This is a genomic window from Phyllobacterium sp. NPDC097923 (assembly GCF_044760925.1).
Classification (GTDB): Bacteria; Pseudomonadota; Alphaproteobacteria; order Rhizobiales; family Rhizobiaceae; genus Phyllobacterium; species Phyllobacterium calauticae.
In genome coordinates this window covers 1-18,049 of the sequence record NZ_JBIWBL010000002.1, presented here as the reverse complement: position 1 = coordinate 18,049, position 18,049 = coordinate 1, and the positions used below count along the sequence as shown (strand labels likewise).

At 61.0% G+C, this 18,049-nt stretch carries 17 protein-coding genes; 4 read left to right on the top strand and 13 right to left on the bottom strand.

The features are described 5' to 3' along the window. Positions 1–31: 31 nt before the first annotated feature. The 10 genes from ACIQWS_RS12425 to denD all read right to left on the bottom strand — a co-directional run bounded on the left by ACIQWS_RS12425 (position 32) and on the right by denD (position 11,341). Complete coding sequence (locus tag ACIQWS_RS12425; protein ID WP_403179404.1) at positions 32–1,369, bottom strand: MFS transporter; 1,338 nt, start codon at positions 1,367–1,369, stop codon at positions 32–34. Positions 1,370–1,469: 100 nt separating this feature from the next. Continuing rightward, positions 1,470–2,309 carry a fumarylacetoacetate hydrolase family protein gene (locus tag ACIQWS_RS12420; protein ID WP_346305274.1) on the bottom strand — a complete coding sequence of 280 codons (840 nt, stop codon included), beginning with the start codon at positions 2,307–2,309 and terminating at the stop codon, positions 1,470–1,472. A 27-nt stretch (positions 2,310–2,336) separates the two neighbouring features. Beyond that, complete coding sequence (locus ACIQWS_RS12415) at positions 2,337–3,089, bottom strand: SDR family NAD(P)-dependent oxidoreductase (protein ID WP_403179396.1); 753 nt, start codon at positions 3,087–3,089, stop codon at positions 2,337–2,339. Positions 3,090–3,111: 22 nt separating this feature from the next. Next, positions 3,112–4,914, bottom strand: coding sequence for an IlvD/Edd family dehydratase (locus ACIQWS_RS12410; RefSeq protein ID WP_403179390.1), 1,803 nt, complete (start codon positions 4,912–4,914; stop codon positions 3,112–3,114). Between the two features lie 32 nt (positions 4,915–4,946). Continuing rightward, positions 4,947–5,846: a carbohydrate ABC transporter permease gene (locus ACIQWS_RS12405; protein WP_223614102.1), complete on the bottom strand. Its 900-nt coding sequence runs from the start codon at positions 5,844–5,846 to the stop codon at positions 4,947–4,949. Positions 5,847–5,860: 14 nt separating this feature from the next. Beyond that, positions 5,861–6,787: a carbohydrate ABC transporter permease gene (locus tag ACIQWS_RS12400; protein WP_403179385.1), complete on the bottom strand. Its 927-nt coding sequence runs from the start codon at positions 6,785–6,787 to the stop codon at positions 5,861–5,863. A 237-nt stretch (positions 6,788–7,024) separates the two neighbouring features. After that, the gene (locus tag ACIQWS_RS12395) at positions 7,025–8,338 is read right to left on the bottom strand and encodes an ABC transporter substrate-binding protein (protein ID WP_223614104.1); all 1,314 of its coding nucleotides are present in this window, start codon (positions 8,336–8,338) and stop codon (positions 7,025–7,027) included. A 122-nt stretch (positions 8,339–8,460) separates the two neighbouring features. Continuing rightward, positions 8,461–9,525, bottom strand: coding sequence for an ABC transporter ATP-binding protein (locus ACIQWS_RS12390; RefSeq protein ID WP_403179379.1), 1,065 nt, complete (start codon positions 9,523–9,525; stop codon positions 8,461–8,463). Positions 9,526–9,584: 59 nt separating this feature from the next. Then, positions 9,585–10,361 (bottom strand): SDR family oxidoreductase, encoded by a 777-nt coding sequence (locus tag ACIQWS_RS12385; RefSeq protein WP_403179375.1) that lies wholly within the window; start codon positions 10,359–10,361, stop codon positions 9,585–9,587. Then, positions 10,358–11,341 (bottom strand): D-erythronate dehydrogenase, encoded by a 984-nt coding sequence (gene denD / locus ACIQWS_RS12380; RefSeq protein ID WP_403180950.1) that lies wholly within the window; start codon positions 11,339–11,341, stop codon positions 10,358–10,360. Before denD ends, ACIQWS_RS12385 begins: the two co-directional genes overlap by 4 nt. A gap of 309 nt (positions 11,342–11,650) precedes the next feature. On the opposite strand from denD, the gene ACIQWS_RS12375 reads away from it, so the two are divergent. Continuing rightward, positions 11,651–12,676 carry a LacI family DNA-binding transcriptional regulator gene (locus ACIQWS_RS12375; protein WP_403179371.1) on the top strand — a complete coding sequence of 342 codons (1,026 nt, stop codon included), beginning with the start codon at positions 11,651–11,653 and terminating at the stop codon, positions 12,674–12,676. 30 nt (positions 12,677–12,706) lie between these two features. Here the strand turns inward: ACIQWS_RS12375 and ACIQWS_RS12370 are convergent, their stop codons facing one another. After that, entirely contained in the window at positions 12,707–13,597 is an 891-nt protein-coding gene (locus ACIQWS_RS12370; protein WP_346305281.1) for a DMT family transporter, read from the bottom strand. An 80-nt stretch (positions 13,598–13,677) separates the two neighbouring features. Next, a complete protein-coding gene (locus ACIQWS_RS12365) occupies positions 13,678–14,487 on the bottom strand; it encodes an AraC family ligand binding domain-containing protein (RefSeq protein ID WP_403179364.1) in 810 nt (269 codons plus the stop codon). Between the two features lie 125 nt (positions 14,488–14,612). Between ACIQWS_RS12365 and ACIQWS_RS12360 the strand changes: the two genes are divergently transcribed. Beyond that, complete coding sequence (locus tag ACIQWS_RS12360) at positions 14,613–15,686, top strand: NAD(P)/FAD-dependent oxidoreductase (protein WP_403179360.1); 1,074 nt, start codon at positions 14,613–14,615, stop codon at positions 15,684–15,686. A 57-nt stretch (positions 15,687–15,743) separates the two neighbouring features. On the opposite strand, the gene ACIQWS_RS12355 is transcribed toward ACIQWS_RS12360, so the two are convergent. Continuing rightward, positions 15,744–16,142: a GNAT family N-acetyltransferase gene (locus tag ACIQWS_RS12355; protein WP_403179356.1), complete on the bottom strand. Its 399-nt coding sequence runs from the start codon at positions 16,140–16,142 to the stop codon at positions 15,744–15,746. A 214-nt stretch (positions 16,143–16,356) separates the two neighbouring features. On the opposite strand from ACIQWS_RS12355, the gene ACIQWS_RS12350 reads away from it, so the two are divergent. Next, positions 16,357–16,872 carry a DUF992 domain-containing protein gene (locus ACIQWS_RS12350; protein WP_403179349.1) on the top strand — a complete coding sequence of 172 codons (516 nt, stop codon included), beginning with the start codon at positions 16,357–16,359 and terminating at the stop codon, positions 16,870–16,872. Between the two features lie 310 nt (positions 16,873–17,182). Continuing rightward, positions 17,183–17,947: a DeoR/GlpR family DNA-binding transcription regulator gene (locus ACIQWS_RS12345; RefSeq protein WP_223614114.1), complete on the top strand. Its 765-nt coding sequence runs from the start codon at positions 17,183–17,185 to the stop codon at positions 17,945–17,947. Positions 17,948–18,049 lie beyond the last annotated feature (102 nt).

The window sequence follows — 18,049 nt, the reverse complement described above, 5'->3', positions numbered from 1 at the left end:
GCAGGAACGGAGGGGGATGTCCTTCTCCATCTCAGGTTCTTGGCGGAAGCACGGGCAACGGTTCTGCACGGCCGACCACAAAGGCATAGGTGAACGCGCCGACCAGCGCCATGAAGGCTGCCATGGCGAAGGAGGGCGTATAGTTGCCGTGGAAACGGTCAAGCAGTGCGCCGAACAGGAACGGGCTGATGATGCCGGCAATGTTCGAGGCAAAATTCTGGATACCGCCGATGGATGCGACGTGATGGGAACTGGGCGCCACATCGGCGGGCAGGGACCAGATGGCCGTGGCGGCTACGGCGAGACTGCTGTAGGAAATCGCCAGGAAGATGAGTGCCATGTAAAGCGATGAGACCAGTGCCGCCGGGAGAATGGCCGCGCCGCCCAGCAGGCCTCCGACCATGATGAGCTTGCGAATGGCCGTGACGTCGGCACCGCCGCGGATCGCCCGGTCCGCCCAAGCGCCTGCGCTCCATGCGGCGACCACCGCAGTCAGGCCCGGAATCATGCCGAATGTACCAAGCTCCGCCAGGTTGAGGCCACGGGCATTCTTCAGATAGTCCGGAAACCAGGTGAGGAAGAAATAGATGACGAAGTTCAGGCAGAAAAATCCGATCATCATGCCCCAGATGGTGCGGTAGCGGAAAAGGTCGATCCAGCGAATCTTGACCGCTTCCGCATCGTCGGTTGCATCGGTGCGTCCGCCATTGTCGGTGATGTACTGACGCTCGAGATCATTGGCGCCGGTGTGTTCTGCCGGATCGCGGTACATCACATACCAGAAGAACGCCCAGACAAGGCCGAGTGCGCCGAGGATGGCGAAGGAATAATGCCAGGTGGTCAGGGCGATAATTCCCGTAACGATCGGCAAGGCAAGCACCGTGCCGACACGTGAACCGGAATCGATCACCGCCGTGGCGAAGGCCCGCTCGCTCTTCGGGAACCAGCGGGAGGCTGCCTTGGTTGCGCTGGGATAGGCCGGGGCCTCACCGGCGCCCAGGGCAAAGCGCACGGCGAAAAAACCCCAGAAACTGGTGGCCAGCGGTGTCAGCGCCGTAAAGATCGACCACCAGACCGCCGCGATGGTGAATGACCGGCGTGAACCGACCTTGTCGGTGAACCAGCCGGCAATGAGCATCATCCCGTCATAGGCCCAGAAGAAGGCGCCGAAGATCAGACCCTTTTCCGCATTGGTCAGCTGAAGATTGAGTTCGGCATCGATATAGGGCAGTGCCACGCTCAGATTGGCCCGGTCGAGGTAATTCATCGTTATGCCAAGAAAGCACATGGCAAGAATGATGTAGCGGACCTTGCTGGCGCCCGCCGGCGCCTTTTGCGGCGGATGGGCAGATGACGTTGCGATGCTCATGAATGGACCTCCCAGTACCGTTCGGACGCTGCGCAACGCCCATGAAACCGCGCCGTTATCCGGCGCGATGATTCTCATAGTAAGGAAAACCGGCTCCTTGTCAGCCCTGAACCACGGTCTGCTTCTGCTCGCCCAGCCCCTCGATGCCCAGTGTCATGACATCTCCGGCCTTCAGGAAGATATTGGGTTTCTGGCCAAGGCCGACACCGGGCGGCGTGCCGGTGGAGATGATGTCGCCGGGATGCAGGCTCATGAACTGCGACAGGTAGGAAACGAGATATTTGACGCCGTAGACCATCGTTTCGGTCGAGCCGTTCTGATAGCGGTGACCATTGACCTCCAGCCACATTTTCAACTTCTGCGGGTCGGCCACTTCATCTTTCGTCACCAGCCACGGGCCGGTGGGACCGAATGTGTCGCAGCTTTTGCCCTTGGTCCACTGCCCCTGGCGTTCGGCCTGGAAGGCCCGCTCCGACACGTCATTGATCAGGCAATAACCCGCCACATGGTCGAGCGCCTCGTTTTCGCTGACATATTTGGCGTGCTTGCCGATGACCACGCCGAGCTCGACTTCCCAGTCAGTCTTCAGCGAGCCGCGCGGAATTTCCACATCGTCATTCGGGCCGACAATGGCCGAGGTCGCCTTCATGAAAATGATCGGCTCCGGCGGCACGGTTGCGCCGGTTTCCGCCGCATGGTCGGAATAGTTGAGGCCGATGCAGATGAACTTGCCGGTTCCCGCGACGCAGGGACCGTAACGGTCGACGGCGACCTCGGGCAGCGAGGCCGGATCAATGGCTGCAAGCTTCTTCAGCCCTGCGGGTGAGATCGCTTCACCGGCGATATCCCCGACATGAGCCGAGAGATCACGGACCTTGCCATCCTTGTCGACAAGCCCGGGCTTTTCCTGACCGGCAGGACCGTAACGCACGAGTTTCATGGAGTAACCTTTCTGATTGGGAGGGGATCAATAGGTGGCGCGGCCACCGGAAATGTCGAAAACGGCACCCGTCGTGAACGAGCATTCCTCGCTGGCGATCCAGCTGATCAGGGACGCCAGTTCATCGACGGTGCCAAACCGCTGCATGGGTATTTTCGACAGCATGTAGTCGATGAATTCGGGTTTGAGCTGCTGCAGGATCGGCGTATCGACGGTGGCTGGCGTAATGGCATTGACGGTGATGCCGTCATGCACCAGCTCCTTGCCGAGCGATTTCGTCAGGCCGATCACCGCCGCCTTCGACGCGCTGTAGGCCGAGGCGTTCGGATTGCCTTCCTTGCCGGCGATGGACGCAACATTGACGATGCGGCCATAGCCGTTCTTCTGCATGAACGGCACGACGAAGCGGTTGCAGTAGAACAGGCCGTTGAGGTTGATATCGAACACCCGTTTCCACTGATCGATCGGATAATCCGCCACCTTGGCGTTCGGCCCGGTGATCCCGGCCGAACAGATGAGGATATCGATCCTGCCGGCGCTGGCGGCGGTGTCCTGCGCCGCCTTTTCCACCTGCGCCGGGTCGGAAACATCAAGCGCCAGCCCATGCGCGCCCTCACCGAGCCTGGCTTTTGCTTCCTCGATCCGTGCTGCGTCGACGTCCCAGAGGCTGACCGTGCCGCCTTCCGACACGATCCGCTCCGCCGTCCTGTAGCCTATGCCGGAAGCACCGCCGGTAATGACCGCATGCCGCCCCTCATAGCGCCTGATGGTGTTCGCCATGTTCCCTCCCGAACGGTTGGCCTCAGTGGTTGTCGCGCGGCAGTCCCTTGGTCTGGGCAATGCGCTGGAAACCGACCGCCGGTTTCAGGATCATGCCCTGCGCCAGCTGATCAACCATGCCGCGCTGGATTTCCTGCCATGGCGTCTGGCTTGCCGGATATTTGTAGCCGCCCGCTGCCAAAAGGTCGTCCCGGCGCTTTTGCAGTTCCTCGTCATCGATGAGGATGTTGGCGGTGCCTTTGCGCAGGTCGATGCGCAGGTGGTCGCCGGAGCGCACCAGTGCCAAGCCGCCATTGACCGCCGCCTCGGGCGAAGCATTGAGGATGGACGGCGAACCGGACGTGCCGGACTGCCGGCCGTCGCCGAGGCATGGCAGCGCATGGATGCCTTTCTTCAGCAGATAGCCAGGGGGCTGCATGTTGACCACTTCGGCCGCGCCGGGATAGCCGATGGGGCCGGTACCACGCATGATCAGAATGCTGTTCTCGTCGAGGCCAAGTTTCGGATCGTCGATCCGCGCATGGTAATCTTCCGGACCTTCGAACACTTCCGCGATGCCTTCGAACGCTTCCGGATCGTCCGGATCGGAAAGATAGCGCTCGCGGAACTCGTCGGAAATCACGCTGGTTTTCATGATGGCGCTGTCGAAGAGGTTGCCCTTGAGATTGATGAATCCGGCCTTCTTCTTCAGCGGTGTCTCATAGGGACGAATGACGTCGGTGTTGAGATTTTCCACGCCCTCGCAATTGGTGCCGATGCTCTTGCCGTTGACCGTCAGCGCCGATGGGTGCGGCAGTCGCTTCGCCTTGAGCAGTTCCGCCACGACGGCAGGCACGCCGCCTGCGCGGTGGTAATCCTCACCTAGATATTCCCCTGCGGGCTGCAGGTTGACCAGCAGCGGCACGTCATGACCGATGGTCTGCCAGTCATCATTGTCGAGCGCGATATCGAGATGGCGGGCAATCGCGTTCAGATGGATGGGCGCATTGGTCGAACCGCCGATGGCCGAGTTGATGACGATCGCATTCTCAAAGGCTTCGCGCGTCATGATATCGGAAGGCTTCAGGTCTTCGCGCACCATATCGACAATGCGCTTGCCGGTATCATAGGCGATCTGGCCGCGTTCGCGGTACGGTGCCGGGATGGCAGCGCCGCCGGGCAGTTCCATGCCGAGTGCTTCGGCCAGCGAATTCATCGTGGTCGCAGTGCCCATGGTGTTGCAGTAGCCGACGGACGGTGCCGACGACGCCACAATATCCATGAACTCGTCGTAGTTGATTTCGCCTGAAGTCAGCTTTTCGCGCGATTTCCAGACGATGGTGCCGGAGCCGGTGCGCTCGCCGCGGTGCCAGCCGTTCAGCATGGGCCCGACGGAGAGGGCGATGGCGGGAATGTTCACCGTGGCGGCGCCCATCAGCATGGCTGGTGTGGTCTTGTCGCAGCCGATGGTCAGCACAACGCCGTCAAGCGGATAACCGAAGAGGACTTCCACCAGCCCGAGATAGGCAAGGTTGCGGTCGAGCGCCGCGCCGGGACGCTTGCCGGTTTCCTGAATGGGATGAACCGGAAACTCGAACGGGATACCGCCCGCCGCGATGATGCCGTCGCGCACCCGCTTGGCCAATTCGATGTGATGGCGGTTGCAGGGTGAAAGGTCCGAGCCGGTCTGGGCGATGCCGATGATCGGCTTGCCCGACTGCAATTCCGCCCGTGTCAGGCCGTAGTTGAGATAACGCTCGAGATAGAGCGCCGTCATCCCCGGGTTGTCAGGATTGTCGAACCATTCCTGCGAGCGAAGCTTTTTCGGGGTTTTGTTGGTGGTCATGAAAGCAACTCCTGGATGGGGGCACGCCCCAATTACTCTTTGACCGCGCCGGTCATCGAGGACACGTAATAATCGACAAAGAATGAGTAGAGGATGACGACGGGCAGCGAGCCAAACAGCGCCCCTGCCATCAGCGAACCCCACTCGAAAACATCCCCTCGCACCAGCTCCGTCAGGACACCGACCGGGACAGTCTTGTTCTCCGAGGATTGGATAAAGGTCAGCGCATAGATGAACTCATTCCACGACAAAGTGAAGGCGAAAATGCCGGCAGAGATCAGTCCTGGCACCGCCAGCGGCAATATGACCCTGACGAGGATTTGCCAGCGCGATGCGCCGTCCACCAGCGCGCTTTCTTCCAGCTCGAACGGGATCGAACGGAAGTAGCCCATGAGCAGCCAGGTGCAGAACGGAATGAGGAAAGTGGGGTAGGTGAAGATCAGCGCCAGCTTGCTGTCATAGATGCCGAACTTGAAGACAATCACCGCCAGCGGAATGAACAGGATGGAAGGTGGCACGAGGTAGGCAAGGAAGATCAGGAGCCCGACGGAACGCGAGCCCTTGAAACGGATGCGCTCGATGGCATAGGCGGCAAAGACCGAGGCTGCAAGCGACAGCACGGTCGCGCAGACCGAGACGACGAGTGTGTTCCACAGCCAGCCGGGGTAGGAGGTCTCGAACAGGAGATATTTGATATGGTCGAGTGTCGGCCCGACCACCCAGAACGGGCTGTAATTGTTGTAGTCCGTCAGCTGCGAGTTGGGTTTCACCGCCGTGATTGCCATCCAGTAGAACGGGAACAGCAACACGATGATGAAAACGGCCAGCGGCAGATAGAGCACGACGATGCGCCGCGGCAGCCGGTTGAGATAGCTCATGCCCTGCGCGTCGTCGGTGAGTGGCGCCGTGGCGGTCTGTTCGGAAATGCTCATGGTCGTTCTCCCCCTTAATCCTGTCCGCCCTGCTGCCATTTCCGGCGCTGCAGGCCGAAGAATGAGAACAGGATCGAGGCGAGCAGGAACGGGATCATGGCGACGGCAATCGCCGCGCCTTCGCCGAGCTGCCCGCCGGGGATGCCCCGCTGGAATGAAAGCGTGGCCATGAGGTGGGTGGCATTGACCGGCCCGCCCTTGGTCAGCACGTAGATCAGCTGGAAATCGGTGAAGGTGAAGAGCACCGAGAAGGTCATCACCACGGCGATGATGGGGGTAAGCATGGGCAGGGTGATGAAGCGGAACCGCTGCCAGCCGGTCGCGCCGTCGAGCGAGGCCGCCTCGTGCAGCGATTGCGGAATGGTCTGCAGGCCCGCGAGCAGCGAAATGGCAACGAAGGGAATGCCGCGCCAGACATTGGCGGCGATGACCGATGCCCGCGCATTGTTGGGGTCACCGAGGAAGTTGATGGGCGTATCGATCAGGCCGAGCTTGATCAGCGACCAGGAAATGATCGAGAACTGCGCATCGTAAATCCACCAGAAAGCCAGCGCCGACAGCACCGTCGGGACAACCCAGGGCAGCAGGATAATGGCGCGGAAGAATGACTTGAACGGCAGGTTTTCATTGAGGATCAGCGCGAGCCACAGGCCCAGCGCGAACTTCAGGATCGATGCGATAAAGGTATAGAGAACCGTATTGTAGACCGTCATCCAGAACACGGAATCGTTGGCAAGCGCTATGTAATTGTCGAGACCGATGAAAACCCCATCCCGGCCGATCTTGGCATCGGTGAAGCCAAGCCAGACACCAAGGCCGAGCGGATAGGTCAGAAAGCACAGCAGGAACACCGCCGCCGGCAACAGGAACATGAAACCCAGGAACGTATTGTTCCGGGTCAGCGCGCCGAGCGCTGAAGGTGGCTTTGTTGTTGCTGTCATAAGGAATACCCCCCTCTGGGCTGCCGCCCATCTCCCCCACAAGGGGGGAGATCAACCTTCACCGCTGTTTCAATCAGCTCTGAGCCACTGCGAGGTAAGCAAAAGTGCAGATGCCGATGTGATCTCCCCCCTTGTGGGGGAGATGTCCGGCAGGACAGAGGGGGGTGAAGAACATCACTCCCTTCACAGCATCCTGTATTCACGCTCTTTGTCATCCTGCCGGTCTCCACCCTTTGGCTAGACGTTGTAGTAACGGTTGGCGCGTTTTTCCGCCTGGGCGATGGCGTCTTCCGGCGTCATCTGTCCCGTCACGGCGGTGGCATACATGTCGACCAGCACATAGTCGGCCATCACGCCGGCCGATGCCGTTCCGAGCGGTCCAGCATAGCCGTTCGGCCGCAGGCTGCCCGATGCCTTGGCATAGGCCGCATGGATGGGGTTGGATGTCCACACGGGATTGGCGGCATATTCCTTCAGCGGCTGGCAGCAATAGGCACTGGCGCCTTCGATCCAGGCGTTCATATTGTCTGCCTGATACATGAACTGCAGATAGGCCTTGGCGGCTTCCGGATATTTCGTGTGCTTGAAAATGGAGACCGTGGACGCCTGGTGCAGCTCGACCGACTGGCCGACCGGGCCGATGGGCAGATTGACCGAGCGCATGTCGTCGGCAATGGCTGCCATCGCCGGGTCCTTCTTGGCCGCATAATAGACAGACACGCCATTGGCGGTCAGCGATATCTGCCCGGCCAGGAAGGCGCGGTTGTTGTTGACGTCCTGCCAACTTTCCGTGCCGGGAATGAAGGTCTTGTACAGCTCCTGCGCATATTTCACCGAGGCCAGCGTTTCCGGGCTGTTGATGACAACCTTGCCGCTTTCGTCGACCATCTTGCCGCCATGGCTCCACAGCAGCCAGTGCGCGTAATTGTTGCCGTCGCCCACGGCCTTGCCGTGCGGGAAGCCTGCGGGCGTGCCCTTGGCGTGCATGGCCTTGCAGAGCTCAAGAAAGCCTGCCGTGTCCTTGGGGAATTCGCTGAAGCCGGCGGCCTTCATGTGGCTGTCGCGGTAGACGATGGCGTTGCCGATGGCGCAGAGCGGCAGGGCGATGAATTTGCCGTCCCGTTTGGCATAGCCTTCGAGACCCGGATACCAGCCGCCATGGGCGCCGCCGAGATAGGTGCCGAGCTCGCTGACATCGACCAGCTTGTCGGGATATTGATGCGGGTCGTCGAACCAGCTCATCACCATGTCCGGGCCCGAGCCGACGTTAGCGGCGACGGCGGCCTTCGGGCGCACGTCTTCCCAGCTTTCCTTGTCGATACGCACTTCAACACCGGTGGCGTCGCTGAACTTCTTGGTATTGGCAAGCCATGCGGCTTCTTCTGCCGGCACGAACGGCACCCAGCGCAACAGGCGCAGTTTTGCACCTGCTTCCGGCTTGTAGGCGGGGGCGGCCTGGGCAAAGGCCGGAGTAAGGCCCAGCCGGTTCAACCCGGCAGCGGCCACAAGTCCGGCAGAAGCGCCGAGAAGATGTCGTCTGTTGATGGTCATGGATGCTCCTCCTTGGGGTTTCACAAGCATGTCCGGAACGTCTCCCGCTTCCGGCCCATGCTTTCCGGGGGCTTATATGACCGGCACACGCTCCCCGACTGGCAGGTGCCGCTTGGTGGTTTTCAGACGAGCCGCTTGCCGCTCTCCGCGTCGAAGAGATACGTCGCCTCGGCGTGGATCGACAGGCCGACCGTCTCGCCCGGACGGGCATTGATGCGCTGGTGGAACACGCCGGTAATGTCGTCGCCGCCGATGCGCATGATCATCTGGGTTTCCGATCCGGTGGGCTCGATCACCACGACGTTTGCCGGAATGCCGCCATCGGCAATCGTCATGTGCTCGGGCCGCAGGCCGTAGATCAGGGCGCGTCCTCTGGCGCTTTCCGGCGCTTTGGCCACCGGCAGGACAACACCCTTCTCCGTCACGAATTTCAGCGCATCATTCGGGTCGAGCCTGCCCTTGATCATGTTCATGGCGGGCGAGCCGATGAAGCTGGCGACGAACAGATTGGCCGGCTGGTCATAGAGTTCGAGCGGCGCCCCGATCTGTTCGACGATACCGTCATGCATGACGACGATCTTGTCGGCCATGGTCATGGCCTCGATCTGGTCGTGCGTCACATAGACCGTGGTCGTCTTCAGGCGCTGGTGCAGTTCCTTGATCTCCGCGCGCATGGCGACGCGCAGTTTGGCATCAAGATTGGAGAGTGGCTCATCGAACAGGAACACCTGCGGATCGCGGACAATGGCGCGGCCCATGGCCACGCGCTGGCGCTGGCCGCCGGACAATTGCCGGGGAAAGCGGTCGAGCAGGTGGGAGAGGCCCAGAATTTCCGCTGCCGGTTTGACGCGCTTGTCGATCTCGGCCTTGGCGGCACCCTTCAGCGTCAGCGAAAAGGCCATGTTGTCGGCAACGGTCATGTGCGGATAGAGCGCATAGTTCTGGAACACCATGGCGATGTCGCGCTCCTTCGGCGCGAGACCATTGACCACCTGTCCGCCGATGCGGATCTCGCCGGCGGAAATATTCTCCAGCCCCGCCAGCATGCGCAGCAGCGTGGACTTGCCGCAGCCCGACGGCCCGACCAGAATGACGAACTCGCCATCGGCGATCTCGATATCAACCCCCTTGATAACCGGATGCGTCCCGAATGATTTTCTGACATTGGCGAATTCGACTGATGCCATGCCTGTTCCTCCCTGAAATGTGCCTAACGGTGCTTCTCCCAAAACACCGCGCGAAAATACTATCCCCGGCCGACCAGTGGCATTTTCGTCGCCATGACCGTCAGCGACAGCACATTGGCCTCCAGCGGCAAACCGGCCATGTAGACAACGGCATCGCCGATATAGTGCGCCGGTATGGTTGGCTCGCTTGCCGTCTCGCCGTTGGCCTGCAGCACGCCGCCCGCCATTTTCGACGTCATTTCGGTGGTGGCATTGCCGATATCGATCTGGCCGCAGGCAATGTCGAAGGGCCGCCCATCCAGCGCGGTCGACTTGGTCAGACCCGTGATGGCGTGTTTCGTTGCTGTATAGGGCGCTGAATTCGGTCGCGGCGTCGTTGCGGAAATCGAGCCATTGTTGATGATGCGCCCGCCGCGCGGCGTCTGCGCCTTCATCAGTTTCAGCGCCTGCTGTGTGCACAGGAATGCGCCGGTCAGATTGGCGCCGACAATGGCGTTCCACTGCTCGAACGTCACCTCTTCCATGGCGACATTCGGCACATTGATCCCGGCATTGTTGATCAGCAGGTCCAGCCGTCCATAGGCCGCCTTGACGGCTTCGAACAGTGCGGCGACGGATTTGGGGTCGCTGACGTCGGAGACAATGGGCTTGACCGTTCCCTTGGTCTCGGCGGCCAGTGTCCTTGCTGCTTCATCGAGCACGTCTTTGCGCCGCCCGGTGATGACGACGGTCCAGCCGACACCGAGCAGTGCCACAGAAATCGCCTTGCCGACACCCGTGCCGCCGCCGGTCACCAGTGCAATCTTGCCCCTGCCTGAATCCTGATAATTGGTCATAGTGTTCCGCCCAGTTCGTCTTCGATATGCGCCTTGATGATGTCGTCAAAGACGGTCTCCGCCTTGAACCCGAGCGCGGCCGCGCGCCGCGTGTCGAAATCCGTCGCCCAGCCGGCCACGATTTTCTGGATGGTCGCGTCCGGTTCGCGCCGGATCAGCTTGACCGCCTTTTCACCCGCCACGCGTTTCAGGGCTGCAATCTCTTCGCCGACGAGGGCGGAAAGGCCGGGCATTGAAAGGTTGCGGCGCGGCCCGACTTTTTCGAGGTCCAGCGTTGCCGCGTGCACGAAAAAGCCGACCGCGGAGCGCGGGCTGGCGAACCAGTGCCGTACGTTCTCGTCCACCGGCAGAATGGCTTCCTGCCCCGCCAGCGGCTCGCGCAGGATGTTGGAGAAGAACCCCGAAGCCGCCTTGTTGGGCTTGCCGGGACGAATACAGATGGTCGGCAGGCGAATGCCGATGCCATCGAAAAAGCCGCGGCGGCTGTAGTCGGACAGCAGCAGCTCGGAGATCGCCTTCTGCGTGCCATAGCTGGTGAGCGGCGTGGTGAAGAATTCGTCGCCGATCTTGTCGGGAAAGGGCGTGCCGAACACGGCGATGGAGGAGGCGAAGACCACACGCGGACGATAAGGTGCCTTGGCGCTTTCCAGCCGGATCGCTTCAAACAGGAACCGTGTGCCGTCGAGATTGACCTTGTAGCCTTTTTCGAAATCCGCTTCCGCTTCCCCCGACACAATGGCTGCGAGATGGAAGATCAGGTCGGGCCGGCCGGCGATCAGTCGTTCCGCAACACCGGCATCGGAAATGTCGGCCGCTTTTGTCGTGGAAATACCGGCGAGGGCGCGCGGCGCCACCGGCTCGATCACATCGACCAGCGTCAGCGTGTCGATGCCGCCGCCGAGGATACCCTCTTCAGCCGCGATCCTGTCCAGCAATTTGCGGCCCACCATCCCGGCGGCGCCAATGACCAGTACGTGCATATGCAATCAACCTCTTTGCCATGCGGGCAGTCCGCCCGTTTTGTTCAAACGCTATGCGCGAGGGAAAAGATGCGAGGTTCGCAGTGACACAGTGGCGGAGAGGCCATGCCAAGCCCCGTTGGGCCACGGCCAATCCCTGCAATACCTGCCGCTGAACTCAAGAACCGATCCTCCCAGAACGTCTTATCCTGCCAGCCCTGGCGGGTCTTATGACAGCGCTAACACAAAGTTATGCACACTCACTAGCATTCATCAAGCGATTTATGGTAGCGCTATCATTATTCTGCTCAATCCCACCGGGATCATGCCATGCCACGCAAACGCAACGCGCACAGGAATGCCGACACGCCGACTTTGGCTGACGTGGCGCGGCTTGCCGGTGTGAGCGATATCACCGCCTCTCGCGTGGTCCGAAACAAGGGGCCGATCGCCGACGCGACACGGGCGAAGGTCCTCGCCGCCATCGCCGAACTTGGCTATATTCCCAATCGGGCGGCAGGCAGTCTTGCTTCCTCGGGTTCCACGCTGATGAGCGTGCTGCTGCCTTCCCTGTCGAATATTGTGTTTCCGGATGTGCTGCGCGGCATCCACACAGCTCTCACGGAAACAGCGTTTCAGCCGGTCATCGGCGTCACCGACTACGATCCGGTGATCGAAGAACGTATTCTCTTGTCTTTTCTCGCATGGCAGCCTGCAGCGGTGATTCTGGCAGGATTGCATCATACGGCCACCGCACGGCGGCATCTGGAGCATGGGCGTTTTCGCGTCGCCGAACTCATGGACATCGATGGGGATCCGGTTGATATCGCGGTGGGCATGTCGCATTGGCAAGCCGGCTATGACACCGGCAAACATCTGGTGCAGCGTGGCTACCGCCGTTTCGGTTATGCCGGTCACAGCATTGCCAGCGATGATCGCGCCCGCGCCCGCTATGATGGCTTGCGGGCCGCGTTGAAAGAGGCCGGTCTGCTGCTGGTTGCCGAAGAGCGCGTGCAGGGGGGCAGCTCCACCATGGCTGGACGCCATCTGCTTGAGGCGATCCTCCGGAAAGCGCCGGGGCTTGATGTGGTCGTCTTCCCCAATGACGACATGGCCATGGGCGGCATCTTCCATTGCATGCATGCGGGGATTACGCCGAAGGAACAGTTGGGCATTTTCGGCTTCAACGGCCTCGATATCGGGCAGGCCTTGCCGTTGCCGCTGTCGACGATTCTTTCCAAGCGATTCCTGATCGGCAAGACCGCCGCCGAAAAGCTCCTGGAAAGCCGCGAACGCCCGGCTGAAAGGACCATCATCAACACCGGCTATGACATCATAGAAGGAGCAACCGCATGACGGCGGTCCTGTCCGAACTCGCTGCCGCGCTCAGGCGGATTTGACCGGCTTCAGGGATTGCAGTCCGAGGCCGCCAACGGCCAGGAGCACGCAGGCGATGCCGATGATCTGGTTCCGGCTGACGGTTTCCCCGAGGAAGATGACGGCGAATACCACCGCCGAGACGGGCGCCACGGCGGTAAAGAGCGAGGCTTCGGCGCCACTGACCCGCGCGGCACCGGCATACCACAAGAGGAAGCCGCCAACCGTCGGAACAATGGCGTAGTAGATCACAGCCCAGAATGATCCAATGCTCATGCCGCCCGTCCATGGCATTTCGAACAGTGCAGGCACGATGGCCACTGCCAGTCCAAGGCCTGTCATCAGCGTTGAAAGGGCAAGCGGCGGAATGGGCGTCCTCAGGCGCTTGTTGATCAGGATGAACAGGCCCTCGCAGATGACAGCCGCAAAGATCAGCGCATTGCCCGGCAGGGAGTGTGTGCCGCTTTCGCCGGGGCGGAAGGCGATGCTGACAACGCCCGCTGTCGCCAGCAGAATGGCGACCAGGGTAAAGCGGTGCGGCCGTTCGCCGAGGACGAGAATGGCGATGGCTGCGGCAACCACCGGCAGCGTCCCGATGATGACGCCGGCATCCGTTGCCGAGGTCAGTGTGAGGCCGGATATCAGCAGGGTCGTGTAACCGACGCTGCCGGCACCTGCCTGCAGGACGAGAAGGATCCAGGCAGAGCGGTCAAGCCGCGGCCACTTGGTTCGTGTCAGTCGCATCAGCAACAGAAATATCGGGAAGGCGACGGCAAAGCGCAGGGCTGTTGCCGTAAAGGGCGGCAAGCCCGCTGCAATCACCTTGCTGGCAATGATGGTGCTGCCGACGAGCACCATGGCGAGTGCGAGAAAAACATAACCTTGAACCTGCTTGGACATGCGCAATCCTTTTCATCCCGGGAAGGCGCACAACAGCGGATCGGGCGGGGTTCGTCTTGAACGAAATTGCAGGAAAGGCTTCAGTTCATGGCGTCGGCATAGGCGCCGGGCGACAGGCCGTATTTGCGGATGAAGGTGCGCGTCATATGGCTCTGGTCGGCAAAGCCGCTGGCAATGGCAGCTTCCGCCAGAGATGATCCCCCGGCGATCATCCGGCGGGCGAGGTCGATGCGCCGTTGCACCAGATAGGCATGCGGTGTCATGCCGGTGGCGCGGGCGAAGGCACGGACCACCTGAAAGCGGCTCAAACCGCTCTCCCGTGAAAGGTCCTCCAATGTCACCGCGCGTGCCGGCTGATCATCGATCAGGTCGCGGGCACGGCGAATGGCTCGGGGTATTGCCGGAACCCGCTGCGGATTGCCCGGTTCATCAAACACGCCGGCAAGCAGAATCAGCAGCGCTTCTTCCTGCCGGATGGTCGAGGGAATGCCGGTGGTCGTCATGGCGGTGAAGAGCCGCTCGAACTGGTGCGCCAGCCGCACGTCCTGGATGACGGGCCGGGGAAATTCGTCGCGTCTTTCGCCCTGCTCCTGCAGATCTGTGGTCACCGCGCCAATGAGGGACGGATCGAAATAGAGCATTTTCCAAGAGCGGCCTGCATCGCCGATGGGCGCGCCGTCATGCACTTCACCGGGATTGACGGTGATCATGTCGCCGGGGCCGGCCTCCACCATTCCCCGGCCGCTCAGGGATTTTTGCGCGCCCTGGTGAATGACGCCTATGCCGTACTGTTCGTGTGTGTGCCGGGAAAAGCTGTGCCGCGTGGCCGCCGCGACGGCATCCACCCCCGCGGTTGTACAGCGCATTATCCTGAACTGGCCCTTCATCATGCGGACCTTTCTATCACCGGATGTGCGCCATCACAAATTTGCGGCCTTTGCGGTGGCATTCGCCCGGAAATGATGCTGTCATTCCCCTGCGCAGAGAGTCCCGGCCTTTCCAAGAGGAATGAATCATGGCGAAACAGAAACATGTGATCGTGGTCGGTGCCGGAATTATCGGTGCGTCGATTGCCTGGCATCTGGCGCGGCAGGGCGCGGCTGTCACGGTGGTTGCCGAACAAAGCGGCGGGGTTGCCACGGCTGCGTCCTTTGCATGGATCAATGCCAGCTGGGGCAATCCCGAGTTCTATTTCCGCTTCCGCCGCTATGCCATGGAAGGCTGGCAGCGCCTGCACGATGAGCTGCCCGGCATCGGGGTGAACTGGTGCGGCGGCATCAGCTGGGATTTATCGCCGGATGAACTTGAGGCCTACGTCACGCGGCATGGGCACTGGGGCTATGGAGTGAGGCGCATCGACCGGCAAGCCGTGGCCGCGCGCGAGCCTTATCTGGCGCGACTGCCGGATGCGGCCGTGCATATTGCCGAAGAGGGCGCCGTTGAGCCCGTTGCCGCGGCGCAGCGCATGCTGGCCGGGGCGCAGGCGCGCGGCGCACGGCGGCTGGTTGGTGCAAACGTTACACGGCTCGTCCAGGAGAGCGGGCGCATTGCCGGCGTCGTTACGTCGTTCGGCGCAGTGAAGGCCGACCATGTGGTGCTCGCGGCGGGCGCGGGGGCCGCTGCCCTGGCGCAGACTGCGGGGGTGACCCTGCCCATGGAGACGCCGCCGGGTCTGATCGTTCATTCAAAGCCGATGCAGAAACGGCTCAACGGCATCGTGATCACCCCTGATCTGCACATGCGCCAGACGGTGGATGGGCGGATCATTGCGGGCGCGGATTTTGGCGGCAGCGATCCCGGCGAGGATCAGCAGGCAACCGCGGATGCGCTGTTCTCCCGCCTGAAAGCAAACCTCGACGATGTGGATGCTCTGGCACTGGATTTTTTCACCATCGGCTACCGGCCGACCCCTGCCGACGGGTTCCCGATTGTCGGGCCGGCCGGACGTCTCGATGGCCTTTCCATCGCCGTCATGCATTCCGGCGTGACGCTTGCGCCTGCTGTCGGCCTGCTGCTGAGCCGGGAAATTTTATCGGACAGGCCGGAGGAGCGATTGTCGCCATTCCGGCTTTCGCGGTTTGGCGAGTGAGCGCACGCTGCTTCCGGGTATCAACCCTCCTGTCCGGGAAAACACCGATGTGCCGGATCAAGGTTGCAGCTTGATCAGTCCGGCTCCTGTCATCCTGAATCCGCAGCCCCGGTAGAATCCGGTCAGCCGGGCTTCAAAATCCACGTGCAGCCAGAACGCTCCGCGATCGCGCGCGAGGTTTTCAGCCTCCTTGACCAATTGTGTGGCTATGCCCTGCCGGCGGAATTTGGGATGCACGCAGGTATCCAGAAGAAAAGCATGAACACCGCCGTCCCATGCCACGTTGACGAAGCCGATCAGCCGCTGCCCGTCATAGACCCCCACATGGGCAAGGCTGCGGGCCAGAATGACGGAGAAATCCTTCCAGACGAAGTCATCCCAGGCCCATTCCCAAAGTGCGTTCATCTCGTCATTGGACGGGAAAGGATCAATACGGAACGTGATAGCCAAATCCATGTCCTCCCCGGGGCATTTCCGTTGCGCAAACCTTGCAGATTGCACGGAAATTTCAATGCCGGTTTTCGCGCCTCCTGCCGCTGTGCCGGTTGCGCCAAGGCCGGTGGTCGGCGGCAATAGCCTGTTTCCGGAACCAAACCGGCCCGCACACGTTTGTTTTCAGGTTTCGCCGGCGCATTCAAACCGCCGGGCCGCAACGGAATAAGGATAGATGATGAAAACAATGATCGTAATGGCTGCCGCTGTTTCCATGGCTCTGGCTTCGGGCGCAGGTGCCGCTCCCCTTCATCAGAAGACCAAACACCAGGCCCATGCGGCGAACGGCCCCAAGACCCGTCTCGGGACGCTGTCTTGCGCCGTTGACGGCGGCGTTGGCATGCTGATCGGGTCGAGCAAGGCTGTTCAATGCAGGTTCATGCGGACCAATGGTTCCGTTGAACGATATGCCGGACGCATCGGCAAACTTGGCGTCGATATCGGGGTGACCAGGAAATCCTATCTGCAGTGGGTTGTTTATACCGCCGCCGGAAACCGGGCGGGCGATGGCGCCCTTGCCGGCAATTATGTCGGCGTGACAGCGGGTGCCTCGGTTGGCTTCGGTCTCGGTGCAAACGCACTGGTTGGCGGCACATCGAAGAACTTCGGCCTGCAGCCGTTCAGCGCGGAAGCCACCCAGGGACTGAATGTCGCTGCGGGCGCAACGCAGCTGACACTGCGCGCAACCCGATAGTACCAAGCCACGATCCGGCCGCCGTTTGCCGGCGGCCGGATCGGTGCGTTGGCTCACACTTGGCCATCCGCCGCCCGGAACGGTATGCAGGTGCGGATCGCGCAGATAAAGCCCACCTCAGACCGTAAGTCCGAGACAGACGCCGAATAAACAAAAATTGCTTTGGGTATCTTCAAACCGCGACGATGGCCGCATGGTTTGGTCCATTGGAAATCACATTCGCTTGCCAACTTCGCTTTATTGCTAATTGACATGCGCTCATTTTCATTTTCGTATAGTATTCAGAAAAACGAAAACGAAAGTATACCTCATGTTCCTGCCGCCCCGGCACGCTGAAATTCTCGAAATGGCCAAACTTCATGGCCGCGTGCTTGTGGATGATCTCGCTGCGCATTTCAGCGTGACGCCACAGACCATCCGCAAGGATTTGAACGATCTGTGCGATCAGCGGCTGCTGAACCGGATCCACGGCGGCGCGCTGTTTCCGTCGGGCATCCAGAACCTGGAATATGAAGCACGGCGTTTGATCGCTGCAACCGAAAAGGAGGCGATCGGTCAGGCCGCCGCCGCGCTCATTCCCGACAATGCCTCGCTCTTCGTCAATATCGGCACGACCACGGAAGCGGTCGGTCAGGCATTGCTGGGCCGGAAAGGCCTGATGGTGATCACAAATAATATCAATGTCGCCAACAATTTGCGGGTTTACCCCGACATTGAGGTGGTCATTGCCGGCGGGGTGGTACGCGGTTCCGATGGCGGTATTGTCGGCGAGGCCGCCGTGGACTTCATCCGTCAGTTCAAGGTGGATTTCGCCGTCATCGGCACGTCGGCAATCGACCATGACGGCGCGTTGCTCGACTTCGATTTCCGCGAGGTCAAGGTGGCGCAGGCCATCATGGCCAACGCCCGGCACGTGATCCTGGTATCCGATTCCACCAAGTTCGAGCGGACGGCTCCGGTGCGCATCGGCCATCTCTCACAGGTCAATACATTCATCACCGACCGCTGCGACAGCGAGATCATCCGCACGATTTGTGCGGACGCGGATGTGCGGCTGGTCGAAACATCCCGTTGAATCCCGGCTTGCCGGGGGAGTTGATGCGCGTTATATTTTCTTTTGGTTTCGTATTTGTTTCGCAGTGGTGCTATATTGACTGGCGCTGGCGGGCAGGACGGT